We start from the raw sequence: 13,246 nt of genomic DNA, 5'->3' as shown, positions 1-13,246 counted from the left end.
CCGGGTTGATCGGGGCCGCCCTCGGACGACTTCTCGCTACATTCTCAAGGCGAGCGCTTAGCGTCGCTTGGCCATCTCGTTGATGAAGCGGTCGAACAGCGGCGCCACATCGTTCGGGCCTGGGCTGGCTTCAGGGTGACCCTGGAAGCTGAAGGCGCTCTTGTCGGTACGCTCGATACCCTGCAGGGTGCCGTCGAACAGCGACTTGTGAATCGCCCGGACGTTGGCTGGCAGGGTCGCTTCATCTACCGCAAAACCGTGGTTCTGGCTGGTGATCATCACCACACCGGTATCCAGGTCCTGGACCGGGTGGTTGGCGCCATGGTGACCGTGACCCATTTTCAGAGTCTTGGCACCGGAGGCCAGGGCCAGCAGTTGGTGACCGAGGCAGATACCGAATACCGGAATCTCGGTTTCCAGCACTTCCTTGATGGCCTTGATGGCGTAGTCGCAAGGTTCCGGATCGCCAGGACCGTTGGACAGGAATACACCATCCGGCTTCAGGGCCAGGACATCGGCAGCCGGGGTCTGTGCAGGGACCACGGTTACGCGGCAGCCGCGCTCGACCAGCATGCGCAGGATGTTCACCTTGACGCCGTAGTCGTAGGCCACCACGTGGTACGGTAGCTCGGAGGCCTCGATGGTCGCGTGGCTGTCGGTTTTCAGGTCCCAGACAGTCGAGCGCCACTCGTATTGCTTCTGGGTGCTGACGACTTTCGCCAGGTCCATGCCCTTGAGGCCAGGGAAGCCCTGGGCGGCGGCGATGGCGGCTTCTTCGGAGATGTTGTCACCGGCCATGATGCAGCCGTTCTGTGCGCCTTTCTCACGCAGGATGCGGGTCAGGCGACGGGTGTCGATACCGGCGATTGCCACAACATTGTTGGCTTTCAGGTAATCGGACAGGGACATTGTGTTACGCCAGTTGCTCGCAACCAGTGGCAGGTCACGAATGACCAGGCCGGCGGACCAGACGCGGTCGGATTCGGCGTCTTCCGGTGTGGTGCCGGTGTTGCCAATGTGCGGGTAAGTCAGGGTAACGATCTGCTGGGCGTAGGAAGGATCGGTAAGGATTTCCTGATAGCCGGTCATGGCGGTGTTAAATACCACCTCACCAACGGTTTGACCGTCGGCTCCAATTGCTTCGCCGCGAAAAATGCTGCCATCAGCAAGGGCGAGTATGGCTGGCTTAGTCAAGAAGACCTCCCGTAAGTAAAGCCTGAAAGGGCGATCGCAGGTGTAAAAAAGCGGAGTGACGTATGGACACGTCACCCCGCTCATTCACTGAATTATTCTGCGCGCTTTTAGTGAACACACTAAAGCTGTAGCTTACAGAAAAAGGCTTTTTTGGTCCACCGCTAATGAGCCTAAAAGGCAGAGGAATGCGACAGAACATCGCTTAGCGGGATAAAACAGGGCTCAGGCACATGGCTGAACCCTGTTTTGAGTGCATCATCAGCGCAGGTCGAGTACATCCTGCATATCGTAAAGACCTGGCTCGCGACCGTCCAGCCACAACGCCGCACGCACCGCACCCTTGGCAAAGGTCATGCGGCTGGAGGCCTTGTGAGTGATCTCAAGACGCTCACCCTCTGCAGCGAACAGGACCGTGTGATCGCCCACCACATCACCACCACGAACCGTGGCGAAACCGATGGTTTCACGATCACGCACACCGGTATGGCCTTCACGGCCATAGACCGCCACTTTCTGCAGATCACGCCCCAGCGCATCGGCAATAACCTCGCCCATACGCAGGGCCGTGCCCGAAGGGGCATCGATCTTGTTCCGGTGATGGGCTTCGATGATTTCAATGTCCGCATCATCACCCAGCACCCGCGCCGCCATGTCCAGCAGCTTCAGCGACAGGTTGACGCCGACACTGAAGTTGGCCGCGAACACGATTGGAATATCCTTGCCCGCCTCGACCAGCACCTGCTTCTGCGCAGCATCAAGCCCAGTCGTGCCGATCACCATCGCCTTGCCCGCCTTGCGGCAGAAGGCCAGGTTTTTCAGCATCACTTCCGGCAAGGTGAAGTCGATCAAGACATCGAATTCATCGGCGACACCCTCGAGATTGCCCGATAGCGGCACGCCGATACGACCCAGGGAAGCCAGCTCGCCGGCATCGACCCCGATCAACGTGCTGCCAGGACGCACAATGGCAGCAGTAAGGCCGGTCAGCGGCGCACGTTGCTGCACCGCCTCGACCAGGATCTTGCCCATGCGCCCAGCGGCGCCCATCACAGCTATACGTCGCATGTGTCGCTCCTTACAGATCGCCGAAGAAGCGCTTCACGCCTTCAAACCAACCAGTGGTTTTCGGTGAATGGGTATTGTCATCGGCCAGGGAGCTGCGCAGCTCTTCCAGCAATTCACGCTGACGACGCCCCAGATTGACCGGAGTCTCCACCGCAACGCGGCACATCAAATCACCCGCACCGCCACCACGCACCGGCGCCACACCCTTGCCACGCACGCGGAACTGCTTGCCGGTCTGAGTCCCCTCGGGAATCTTCAACTTGACCCGACCATCGAGGGTCGGAATCTCCAGCTCGCCGCCCAGCGCCGCATCAACAAAGCTGATTGGCACTTCACAGAACAGGTGCTTGCCGTCGCGCTGGAAGATCGCGTGCTCACGCACATTGATCACCACGTACAGGTCGCCGGTAGGCCCACCCTGCGCACCCGCCTCACCTTCACCCGACAGACGGATACGGTCGCCGGTATCGACACCCGCCGGCACTTTGACCGACAGCGTCTTGTACTCTTCGACACGGCCTTCGCCGTGGCAGGAGTCGCACGGATCGGAAATGATCTTGCCCTGGCCATGGCAGCGCGGGCAGGTCTGCTGCACCGAGAAGAAGCCCTGCTGCATGCGCACTTGGCCAATACCGCCACAGGTCGGGCAAGTGATAGGCGAGGAGCCTTTCTTGGCACCCGAACCATCGCACGGCTTGCAATTGACCAGCGTCGGAACGCGGATATTCACGGTAGTACCGCGCACCGCCTCTTCCAGGTTCAACTCCAGGGTGTAGCGCAAATCGCTGCCGCGCTGAGCGCCGCCACGGGAACCGCCACGACCGCCCCCGAAGAAATCACTGAAGACATCACCGAAGATGTCGGAGAAGTTCTGACCACCGAAGCCAGCACCGCCGCCACCCATGCTCGGATCAACACCGGCATGACCGTATTGGTCATAGGCGGCGCGCTTGCTCGAATCAGAGAGTACTTCGTAGGCCTCGTTGGCCTCTTTGAACAGTTCTTCCGACGCTTTGTCGTCAGGATTACGGTCCGGGTGATGCTTCATCGCCAGGCGCCGGTAAGCCTTCTTCAGGTCGGCCTCGCTGGTGCCTCGCTCAACACCCAATACTTCGTAATAGTCACGCTTTGCCATAAGTCTTTGCACTCTTAAGGACGTCCGGCCAAGCTCTCCTGAGCCTCGCCAAACTCGTTGAGCCCCAATACAGGCCCGGACCCAACTCACGTCAATTCAACGATCCTGGTCTTTGAAAAAACCAGCCAGCAGTGGCCGGCCATTGCGGTAATCCCGCTCGGAAAGCAGGAGCATTTCCGGCCATACCGCCACCCCGCGTGACAGGTCACGCCGAGTAAAAAATTTCGCTTGCTCCAGACACGCCAACGCGGGAGCAAGCTCCCGCGCGGCGACATCCTACCAGCCACCGCACAAAGGCAGTCAACTGGCCGACCAACAAGCAGTCTTACTTGTGGTCTTTTACTTCTTCGAACTCAGCGTCGACTACATCGTCAGCTTTTTCAGCCGACTCGCCTGGCTGAGCCGCGCCTTCTGCAGGCTGGGCCTGTTCGGCGTACATCTTCTGAGCAACCGGCGCCGAGACTTTGGACAGCTCTTCAACCTTCGCGTCAATGGCTGCTTTGTCGTCGCCTTTGACGGCGGCTTCAAGGGCAACCACAGCCGCTTCGATTGCGGTTTTCTCTTCAGCGGTCACTTTGTCGCCAGCATCAGCGATCATTTTGCGAGTCGAGTGAACCAGGGCGTCACCTTGGTTACGCGCGCTGGCCAGCTCTTCGAACTTGCGGTCTTCGTCGGCGTTGGTTTCAGCATCGCGAATCATCTGCTGAATCTCTTCCTCGGACAGACCGGAGTTGGCCTTGATCACGATCGACTGAGTCTTGCCGGTGGCCTTGTCTTTGGCGCCTACGTGCAGAATGCCGTTGGCGTCGATGTCGAAGGTCACTTCAATTTGTGGCACGCCACGTGGTGCTGGTGGAATCTCGGCCAGATCGAACTTGCCCAGGGACTTGTTCTGGGCCGCTTGCTTACGCTCACCTTGCAGCACGTGAATGGTCACAGCGCCCTGGTTGTCGTCGGCAGTCGAGAACACTTGCGATTTCTTGGTAGGAATCGTGGTGTTTTTCTCGATCAGCGCGGTCATCACGCCACCCATGGTTTCGATACCCAGGGTCAGCGGGCTGACGTCGAGCAGCAGGACGTCTTTCACGTCACCGGCCAGTACCGCACCCTGGATAGCAGCACCCATGGCAACCGCTTCGTCCGGGTTGACGTCTTTACGTGCTTCTTTACCGAAGAACTCGGTCACCAGCTTCTGCACCAGCGGCATACGGGTCTGACCACCGACCAGGATCACGTCGTTGATCGCGCCAACTTCGATGCCCGAGTCTTTCAGAGCGATGCGGCAAGGCTCGATGGTGCGCTGAACCAGGTCTTCAACCAGAGCTTCCAACTTGGCGCGAGAAATCTTCACGTTCAAGTGCTTAGGACCGGTGGCATCTGCAGTGATGTACGGCAGGTTGACGTCGGTCTGCAGGCTCGAGGACAGCTCGATCTTGGCTTTTTCGGCAGCTTCTTTCAGGCGCTGCATGGCCAGCGGGTCACCCTTGAGGTTCATGCCGCTTTCTTTCTTGAATTCGTCGACGAGGTAGTCGATCAGACGAATGTCAAAGTCTTCACCACCCAGGAAGGTGTCACCGTTGGTGGCCAACACTTCAAACTGGTGCTCACCATCAACTTCGGCAATCTCGATCACCGAAACGTCGAAGGTACCGCCACCCAGGTCATAAACGATCACGGTGTGATCGCCCTTGGCCTTGTCCATACCGTAAGCCAGAGCGGCCGCGGTTGGTTCGTTGATGATGCGTTTTACGTCCAGGCCAGCAATACGACCGGCGTCTTTGGTGGCTTGACGCTGGCTGTCGTTGAAGTAGGCCGGAACGGTGATCACCGCTTCGGTCACTGGCTCGCCAAGGTAGTCTTCGGCAGTCTTCTTCATCTTTTTCAAGATTTCAGCCGAAATCTGTGGCGGCGACATTTTCTGGCCGTTCACTTCAACCCAGGCGTCAGCGTTGTCAGCCTTGACGATCTTGTAAGGGACCATCTGGATGTCTTTCTGTACCACTTCTTCTTCGAAGCGACGACCGATCAGACGCTTCACCGCGTACAGGGTGTTATGCGGATTGGTCACTGCCTGACGCTTGGCCGACTGACCAACCAGGATTTCGCCATCGTTGGCATACGCAACGATCGACGGCGTGGTACGCGCGCCTTCGGCGTTTTCGATAACTTTAACGTTGCCGTTTTCAAGAATAGAGACGCAGGAGTTGGTAGTCCCCAGGTCGATACCGATAATTTTGCCCATGTTAACTCTCCCGAAACTTTGGATTTTGTTGCCGCAGCGGTGGTGGCCAACTGCGGTAGCACTTAAACGCTTGACTTCTAAATGGGGGCCTTACGGCTGATTTCAAGCCTTCTCATCAATAGAAGGCGAAACCGGAGCCGGAGCCTTGCTGACCACGACCATGGCCGGGCGCAGCAGGCGGCCATTGAGCTGATAGCCCTTCTGGAACACCTTGAGCACGCTGTTGGGTTCCATATCGGCGCTTTCCTGCATGGCCATCGCCTGATGATGCTCGGCGTTGAACGGTTCGCCGTGCGGGTCGATGGCTTCCAGCTGATAGCGCTTGAGGGTGTCGTGGAACATCTTCAGGGTCAGCTCGATCCCTTCACGCATCGGACGAATGCTTTCGTCATCCGCGCTGGACAGCTCCAGGCCACGCTCGAGGCTGTCGATCACTGGCAACAGGTCGCCAGCAAAGCGTTCCAACGCGAATTTGTGCGCTTTTTCCACGTCCTGCTCGGCACGGCGGCGGACGTTCTGCAGATCGGCAGCAACACGCAAAGCCTGATCCTGAGCGCCGGCCAGCTGCTCTTCGAGCACTTTTACACGAGCCACCAGGTCTTCGCCCGAGGTCTCGGGAGCCTGATTGGCGTCTAGATTTTGCGTATCCAGCGTCTGTTCGTCAGCCATGAAATTCTCCTTTCAATAACGTCCGTGAGCTCAACTCACGCTTCTGTCCCGGTATATGGGGTCGCATTTCTCAGGTTCAAGGGCTCGACCCATGGCAAAACCTTTCAAGACTGGAAACACACCTGGGTTCGACATTCCTGGTTGCGCTAAAAAAGTTTTCCACCCAAGCAAATCGAGCTAAGGGAGGGCATTGTCAGCCAGAAACAAAACACTGTATAAATAACCAGACTTAAAGCCTGGGAGCGGCCGTCATGCTGGTGCACCTGTCCGTACACAACTACGCCATCGTTGAACATCTCGATCTGGAACTGGATCGCGGGATGAGCGTCATCACGGGCGAAACCGGCGCCGGCAAGTCGATCATGCTCGACGCCCTGGGCTTGACCCTGGGGGATCGCGCCGACAGTGGCGTGGTGCGTCCGGGCGCAGACAAGGCCGACATCCTCGCGACGTTCGACCTTGTGGATATCCCTGAAGCCCGTACCTGGCTGGCCGAACGCGACCTGGACAGCGAGAGCCCGTGCATTTTACGCCGGGTCATTACGGCCGAGGGGCGCTCGCGCGGCTATATCAATGGCTCGCCCTGCCCGCTGGGTGATCTCAAGGCCCTCGGCGAACTGTTGATCGATATCCACAGCCAGCACGAACATCAGTCGCTACTGAAAGCCGAGACCCATCGGCGCCTGCTCGACGAGTACGCCGGCGCTACCGACCTGTCGCGCCAGGTACAGCTTGCCGCGCAACGCTGGCGCCAGACGCGCCAGGAGCTTGAACGCCTGTCCAACTCCGGCGACGAGCAACGCGCCCGCCATCAACTGCTCAGCTATCAAATGGAAGAGCTGGAAAACCTGGGCCTGGGCGACAACGAACTGGAGCAACTGGAACAGGAACACAAAAACCTGACCAACGCCGAAACCCTGCTCGGCATTTGCCGACAGGTGGTCGAGCAATGCAGTGAAAGCGATTCCGGCAATGTCCTCAATGCCCTGACCGCCAGCCTCAATCGCCTGTCGAGCGTCGGCAACTCGCCGACCGCCCTGGGTGAGGCCACCAATCTGCTGGCCAGCGCTCAGATCCAGGTCGAGGAAGCCGTGGGCGAGCTGAATCGCTTTCTCGACCACTTCGATGCCGATCCAGCACGCCTGCAACAACTGGAGGAGCGCCTCGACGCTATCTATACCCTGGCCCGCAAGCACCGAATCCAGCCAACCGAACTGGCAGCCATGCAGCAACAGCTGCTGGATGAAATCGAAGCGCTGGACGCCAATGACGAGTCCATCGAGCGCCTTGGTGACGAGCTGAAGTCATATGCCCGGCATTACCAGGAGAAAGCCAAGGAACTGAGCCGCCTGCGCCAGCAAGCCGCCACCACCCTGGCCAGTGCGGTCGAGCAGGAGATACAGCGCCTGGGCATGCCCGGCGGGCGCTTCACCATCGAGCTGCACGCCAACACCAGCGATGAGTTGCTGCCCTATGGCCTGGAACAGGTGGAATTGCTGGTCAGCGCCAACCCTGGGCAACCGCTCAAGGCCCTGGCCAAGGTCGCGTCCGGGGGCGAACTGTCACGTATCAGCCTGGCGATCCAGGTGATCACCGCGCAAACTTCCCGAGTACCGACTTTGGTATTCGACGAAGTGGATGTGGGTATCGGTGGCCCGACCGCAGAGATTGTTGGCCAATTATTGCGTCGGCTGGGCGAACGAGGCCAGGTACTCACCGTCACTCACTTGCCGCAAGTGGCTGCCCAGGGCCATCAGCATCTATTCGTGCATAAGGTGCGCGGTAGCGACGCCACCCATACGGCGGTGTCCAAACTGGGTAAGACCGAGCGGGTCGAAGAGGTCGCTCGCATGCTGGGCGGCATCGACCTGACTAAAGAGTCGCTGGCCCATGCGAAAAAGATGGTGGTGACCGCAAAAATCTAAGCGCTCGTTACTCGAAAGCCAGAAAGCACGAAGGCGACCCTAGGGTCGCCTTCGTTCGTTTCGCGGACATGGCCCGCGCGACATGCTTACTTTTTCTTGTGGCGTACGTACAGCACCAAGTTGTGATCCACCAACTCGAAGCCATGCTTCTCGACGATCGCCTTTTGCAGTTTTTCGATTTCTTCGTCGAAGAATTCGATCACTTCGCCAGACTCCACGTTGACCATATGGTCGTGGTGGCCGCCGTCGGCCAGTTCGAATACAGCGTGGCCGCCATCAAAATTGTGGCGAACCACAAGGCCTGCAGCTTCGAACTGAGTCAGTACACGGTAAACCGTGGCCAGACCGACATCCTCGCCAGCTTCCATCAGCGCCTTGTAAACATCTTCGGCGCTCATGTGTCGCTGCTCGGCGGAATCGAGCATTTGTAGAATTTTGACCCGTGGCAGAGTCACTTTAAGGCCGGCTTTACGTAGTTCGCTATTTTCAACCATGGTCAGCTTTCTCGCGGATGCTGCTTCGCAGCTTCTCTTAATGCGGGTATGATCGGGGTTTACGTTGTCCCAGCCAAGATAGTGGAAGTCGCCCACCGATGCAAAACACCAAGCTCTTGCTAACCAGTTTCACCTTCGTGGGACTGCTCGCACTCGCCGGTTGTTCATTCCCCGGGGTTTACAAAATCGACATCCAGCAGGGCAATGTCGTCACGCAGGACATGATAGACCAGTTACGCCCGGGAATGACCCGCCGGCAAGTACGGTTTATTATGGGCAACCCTCTGCTGACCGACACGTTCCATGCCGATCGCTGGGATTATTTGTATAGCCTGCAACCAGGGGGCGGTGAGCGCCAACAGGAACGCGTCAGCGTTATCTTCAATGGCAATGACCAACTCGTCAGCCTTTCGGGCGACTTCATGCCTGGCGTAAGCCGCGACGAAGCCCTGCTGGGCAAGGACAGCGGCACCACCGTGACCGCGCCGGCCGAGAACACCGAGAAGCCAAAACCAGAGAAACCAGTCAAGCCTGGCTCTCTGCTGGATCAGATCCAGAAAGACGTGGATGGGGTAAAAGCCGTCCCGGTTCCGACACCGGAGCCACTGGACACTTCGCCACAATAAGTTGTGTCGAAATAAAAAAGCCCGGCATGTCCGGGCTTTTTATTGCGTGTTTTCTGGCCTGGAGCGCTAATCCTGCAGGCGGGCCTGTGCTGCCTTGGCCGCGCGCAGGCGCCTGACCTCCTTCGGATCCGCCAGCAACGAACGATAAATTTCAATCCGCTCACCCGCCTGCAGCACGTGCCGATCAGGATCGGCAATCACTTTGCCAAAAATCCCCACGGGGCAAGACTGCACATCCAGCTCGGGAAACTGCGCAGCAATGCCGGAAGCCATCAGCCCCGCACGAAGGGTCGAGCCGGCTGGCAGCGATACCTTGAGCAACACTTGGCGGTCGACGGCGGCATACACCACCTCGATCTCGATGGTTGACTCAAGCATGCAACTGTTTTGCGCGCTGACAGAACGCATCAACCAGGGTATTCGCCGCCTGGTTGAACAAGGGGCCCAGGGTGGCCCGTACCAGCGGCCCGGCATAGTCGAACGACAGGTCCAGACTGATCTTGCAGGCCTTCTCCCCCAACGGTTTGAAAACCCAGACCCCGTGCAACTGATTGAACGGCCCCTCCTCCAGGTTCATCTCGATCGACTGCCCCGGGACCAGGATATTGCGCGTTACAAAATGCTGGCTGAGCCCGCCCTTGGCCACCGCCAGGCTGGCGCGCATATGCTCATCACTGCTTTCCAGCACTTCGGCAGATGAGCACCAGGGCAGGAATTCCGGATAACGCGCCACGTCATTGACCAGCTGATAGAGAAACTGCGCCGGATAAGGCAAAAGGGCCGAGCGTTGAATATGGGTCGTCATGTCAGCGTCATTTCCACAGCTGGGCGGCAAACACTACAAGAATGCCGATGGGCGCTACATAGCGCATCAAAAACAAGGTCAAGGCGAACAACACAGGGCTGCGCATCGACAGTTCATCACGAACCGCATCGCGCCCCATCACCCAGCCAGCAAACACCACGAAACACAAACCACCCAGAGGCAGCATGATCCGCGAGGTGAAGAAGTCGATCACTCCAAAGAGGTCCAGGCCGCTGGCCGCCCCCCACTGGTAGAGATGAAAAACCCCGCCTTCGTTCACGAAAAATTTGGCCTGCTGCCAGATGTTAAAGGAGAAAACCGTCCCCAATCCCACGAACCAACAGCTAAAGGCCAGCCAGAATGTTACCCAGGCGCGGCGGATTTTAGTCCTCTCAACCAGATAAGCCACCATGGGCTCGAGCAAGGAAATCGCCGAACTCCAGGCAGCAATGGCCACCAGGACAAAAAACACTACGCCCATCAACTGGCCTAACGCCACATTACCGAAGGCAAATGGCAGGCTGACGAACATCAGCCCCGGCCCCTCGCTGGGGTTGAGCCCGGCGGCAAACACAATCGGAAACAGCGCCAGCCCAGCCACCAGCGACACAAAAGTATCGAGCAGCGCGACGCCCACTACAGTACCGGACAGCGATGCATTCTTCGGCATGTAGGCGCCATAGATCATGATCGAACCGACACCCACGCTCAGGGAAAAGAACGCGTGCCCCATGGCCGGCAGCAACCCGTCGAGTACCTTTTCCGGGTTGAAGTCGAACATGAAGTGCACACCCTGCATGAAATGCCCCGTAGTCATGCTGTAGCCCAGCAGCACCAGGAGCATCACGAACAGCAGCGGCATCATGATCCGCAGGCTGCGCTCCAGCCCCGCGACCACACCCTTGGCGATCACCAGGGCCGACAGCAGCATAAACAAGCTGTGCCAGAGCGTCAGGCGCCAGGGGTCGGCCGTGACCGAGGCGAAGTAGGCACCGACCTGGTCAGGCGTCACGCCCTGGAAATCGCCGCGCCCCATATCAATGATGTAGTCCAGCGACCAACCACCGACCACGCTATAAAAAGAAAGAATCAGCAGCGCCGTGATCATCCCGGCAAAGGCACCCCAGGACCATTTGGCGGAGTGCCCGGCTTCGGTCGCCAGCACTTTGAGGGCATTGGCCGGGCTTTGTCGGGCGCGCCGGCCGATCAGGGTTTCTGCCAGCATCACCGGGATACCGATCAGGGCAATGCACAGCAGAAACATCAGGACAAAGGCACCGCCACCGTAGACGCCGACCATGTAGGGAAACTTCCAGATACTGCCCAAGCCCACGGCAGAACCCGTCGCGGCGAGTATGAAGACCCAACGGCTAGCCCAGCCGCCGTGGACAGAAACCTTGTCTGACGACATCGTTAACGCGCCCAACCGATAAAAAAGAGGGCGCATTGTCCGGGATTCACTCATAGGGCTCAAGCACGCAGCTTCACCGTAGCCGACAGCCTTGCAACTCCCTATAATGCCGCCCCTATGGCTAATCAGAAGAAACACCCAACAGGGACCATCGCGCAAAACAAAAAGGCGCGACACGATTACTTCATCGAACATCGGTTCGAGGCTGGTCTGGTCCTGGCCGGCTGGGAAGTAAAAAGTCTGCGGGCGGGCAAGGCGCAACTGGTCGACAGTTACGTGCTGCTCAAGGATGGCGAGGCCTGGCTGCTGGGTAGCCATATCACGCCACTGACCACCGCCAGCACCCACGTCATTGCCGACCCGGTACGCACGCGCAAGCTGCTGCTCAACCAGCGCGAGCTGGCCAAGCTGTTTGCCGCGGTGCAGCAGAAGGGTTACGCGTGTGTCTGCCTGTCGCTGTACTGGAGCAAGCATTTGATCAAATGCGAGATCGCTCTGGGCAAGGGCAAGAAGGAATACGACAAGCGTGACACTGAGCGCGAACGCGACTCCAATCGTGAGCTGCATCGCGCCGTGCGCAACAAGGGCAAGGAAGAGTAAGACCTCGACCTGTACCCCTTGCCACCGGCATGCCGGCTCCTGATCCAGGAGCTGGCTGCCGGCGTTTACCCCGCCTACATCCCCTTGCGCCGCTCCGCGCGCGCCATGCGCTGCACTTCCTGACGCACTTCCTCCAGCACTTCCTGCACATACAGAATGTGGCGACTGGAGACTTCCCGCGCCTGTTCCGCGCGCCCTTCGATAATCGCCAGATACAAATCACGGTGTTGGCTGATCAGCATGTCGCGGGTTTCCGTGCGCTGCTTGTACATGCCACCGATGTTGGTCACAACGTTGCGCTTGAGCAGGTCGAACAGCCCGCGAATGGTGTGCAGCAACACCGCGTTATGGCTGGCTTCGGCGATGGCCAGGTGAAACCTGGCATCGGCGGCGCCCTCTTCGATCCGGCTGGTATCGCCTGGGCGGCTGTAACAGTCCTGCAGTTCCTCAAACGCTGCCGTCAGCCGCTCGCGGTCCACCTCGGTGGCGCGCAAGGCCGCGTAATAAGCGCAAGAGGCTTCCAGGGTGTGGCGAAACTCCAGCAGATCGCGCTGGGCTTCAGGGTTGCTTTCCAGCAGGTGTAGTAGCGGATCGCTAAAGGTCGAGCCGAGGGAATCGACCACATAGTTACCGCCCCCCTGGCGACTGATCAGCAAGCCCTTGGCCGTCAGTTTCTGGATCGCCTCGCGCAATGACGGACGTGACACGCCAAATTGTTCGGCCAAGGCCCGCTCGGCCGGCAAGCGTTCACCTGACGTCAAAGTGCCCTCAAGGATCATGCCCTCGAGCCGCTCGACAATATCGTCAGACAAACGGCGCTGACGTATCTGATCAAACCCCATAACCCACTCTCCACCATCCCGACCATGTGCCGGGCTCTCTATTCTGGCCTATTGAGGCCGGGCCGACACCTACCAGACGCTGCTCGATTGAACCGATCAGATGCTCGCCACATAGCGCATTCGACAAAAGTTTTAGGGCGGCAAATTGACACATCCCACACAAGGCTTTTACCCTAGCCAACAGTGATTGTAAATTGGTCTTACCAATTTACCGCATCACATCGAAGTGCCTGACCAA

At 58.7% G+C, this 13,246-nt stretch carries 13 protein-coding genes; 3 read left to right on the top strand and 10 right to left on the bottom strand.

Annotated features, from left to right (window positions below; translation table 11 throughout):
* Positions 1-57: 57 nt before the first annotated feature.
* The 5 genes from carA to grpE form a co-directional block, all read right to left on the bottom strand.
* Positions 58-1,194: a glutamine-hydrolyzing carbamoyl-phosphate synthase small subunit gene (gene carA / locus JFU57_RS11965; RefSeq protein WP_201129417.1), complete on the bottom strand. Its 1,137-nt coding sequence runs from the start codon at positions 1,192-1,194 to the stop codon at positions 58-60.
* Between the two features lie 258 nt (positions 1,195-1,452).
* Positions 1,453-2,259: a 4-hydroxy-tetrahydrodipicolinate reductase gene (gene dapB / locus JFU57_RS11960; RefSeq protein ID WP_078469778.1), complete on the bottom strand. Its 807-nt coding sequence runs from the start codon at positions 2,257-2,259 to the stop codon at positions 1,453-1,455.
* Between the two features lie 10 nt (positions 2,260-2,269).
* On the bottom strand, positions 2,270-3,394 hold the full coding sequence (gene dnaJ / locus JFU57_RS11955) for a molecular chaperone DnaJ (RefSeq protein ID WP_020299925.1): 1,125 nt from the start codon (positions 3,392-3,394) through the stop codon (positions 2,270-2,272).
* Between the two features lie 325 nt (positions 3,395-3,719).
* Complete coding sequence (gene dnaK, locus JFU57_RS11950) at positions 3,720-5,636, bottom strand: molecular chaperone DnaK (protein WP_078469777.1); 1,917 nt, start codon at positions 5,634-5,636, stop codon at positions 3,720-3,722.
* 102 nt (positions 5,637-5,738) lie between these two features.
* Positions 5,739-6,305, bottom strand: coding sequence for a nucleotide exchange factor GrpE (grpE, locus tag JFU57_RS11945; RefSeq protein ID WP_020299927.1), 567 nt, complete (start codon positions 6,303-6,305; stop codon positions 5,739-5,741).
* A gap of 251 nt (positions 6,306-6,556) precedes the next feature.
* Between grpE and recN the strand changes: the two genes are divergently transcribed.
* Positions 6,557-8,230: a DNA repair protein RecN gene (recN, locus tag JFU57_RS11940; RefSeq protein WP_201129416.1), complete on the top strand. Its 1,674-nt coding sequence runs from the start codon at positions 6,557-6,559 to the stop codon at positions 8,228-8,230.
* A gap of 86 nt (positions 8,231-8,316) precedes the next feature.
* On the opposite strand, the gene fur is transcribed toward recN, so the two are convergent.
* Positions 8,317-8,724, bottom strand: a complete 408-nt coding sequence (fur, locus tag JFU57_RS11935) for a ferric iron uptake transcriptional regulator (protein ID WP_020299929.1) — start codon at positions 8,722-8,724, stop codon at positions 8,317-8,319.
* A gap of 98 nt (positions 8,725-8,822) precedes the next feature.
* Between fur and JFU57_RS11930 the strand changes: the two genes are divergently transcribed.
* A complete protein-coding gene (locus tag JFU57_RS11930; RefSeq protein WP_020299930.1) occupies positions 8,823-9,350 on the top strand; it encodes an outer membrane protein assembly factor BamE in 528 nt (175 codons plus the stop codon).
* 66 nt (positions 9,351-9,416) lie between these two features.
* Here JFU57_RS11930 and JFU57_RS11925 read toward each other — a convergent pair whose 3' ends face one another.
* The 3 genes from JFU57_RS11925 to JFU57_RS11915 are packed head-to-tail and all read right to left on the bottom strand — an operon-like array spanning position 9,417 to position 11,566.
* Positions 9,417-9,728, bottom strand: coding sequence for an RnfH family protein (locus JFU57_RS11925; RefSeq protein ID WP_201129415.1), 312 nt, complete (start codon positions 9,726-9,728; stop codon positions 9,417-9,419).
* Positions 9,721-10,155 (bottom strand): type II toxin-antitoxin system RatA family toxin, encoded by a 435-nt coding sequence (locus tag JFU57_RS11920; RefSeq protein ID WP_201129414.1) that lies wholly within the window; start codon positions 10,153-10,155, stop codon positions 9,721-9,723. Before JFU57_RS11920 ends, JFU57_RS11925 begins: the two co-directional genes overlap by 8 nt.
* A gap of 7 nt (positions 10,156-10,162) precedes the next feature.
* Entirely contained in the window at positions 10,163-11,566 is a 1,404-nt protein-coding gene (locus JFU57_RS11915) for a sodium-dependent transporter (protein ID WP_201132101.1), read from the bottom strand.
* 117 nt (positions 11,567-11,683) lie between these two features.
* On the opposite strand from JFU57_RS11915, the gene smpB reads away from it, so the two are divergent.
* Positions 11,684-12,166 (top strand): SsrA-binding protein SmpB, encoded by a 483-nt coding sequence (gene smpB, locus JFU57_RS11910; protein ID WP_020299934.1) that lies wholly within the window; start codon positions 11,684-11,686, stop codon positions 12,164-12,166.
* A 74-nt stretch (positions 12,167-12,240) separates the two neighbouring features.
* Here smpB and JFU57_RS11905 read toward each other — a convergent pair whose 3' ends face one another.
* A complete protein-coding gene (locus JFU57_RS11905) occupies positions 12,241-13,008 on the bottom strand; it encodes an FCD domain-containing protein (protein ID WP_201129413.1) in 768 nt (255 codons plus the stop codon).
* Between the last annotated feature and the right edge of the window lie 238 nt (positions 13,009-13,246).

Origin of the sequence: Pseudomonas sp. TH07 (assembly GCF_016651285.1) — a bacterium.
Taxonomy (GTDB): Bacteria; Pseudomonadota; Gammaproteobacteria; order Pseudomonadales; family Pseudomonadaceae; genus Aquipseudomonas.
The sequence above is the reverse complement of the archived record's forward strand: the minus strand, read 5'-3'. Positions and strand labels throughout refer to the sequence as shown.